This is a genomic window from Burkholderia sp. SRS-W-2-2016 (genome assembly GCF_001931485.1).
Classification (GTDB): domain Bacteria; phylum Pseudomonadota; class Gammaproteobacteria; order Burkholderiales; family Burkholderiaceae; genus Paraburkholderia.
The window spans coordinates 1-220 of the sequence record NZ_MSDV01000086.1; the positions used below are offsets into that span (position 1 = coordinate 1).

The window sequence follows — 220 nt, forward strand, 5'->3', positions numbered from 1 at the left end:
GGGGGATTAGCTCAGCTGGGAGAGCACCTGCTTTGCAAGCAGGGGGTCGTCGGTTCGATCCCGTCATCCTCCACCAATCATCAATGCACAGCGTTCTGCTGAGGTTTTGGCAGAGCATTTCGCATTGGCGATTGAGCCAGTCAGAGCGGTACACGTTTATCGTGATATCGGCTGTCGTTCTTTAACAATCAGGAAGAAGTAGTAAAGAGATTCACGAAAG

Annotated in this window: 1 tRNA gene; it reads left to right on the forward strand. The window is 50.9% G+C overall.

Features of this window, described 5'->3' with window-relative positions:
- A tRNA-Ala gene (locus tag BTH42_RS33485) sits at positions 1–76 on the forward strand.
- The last annotated feature ends 144 nt before the right edge of the window (positions 77–220 follow it).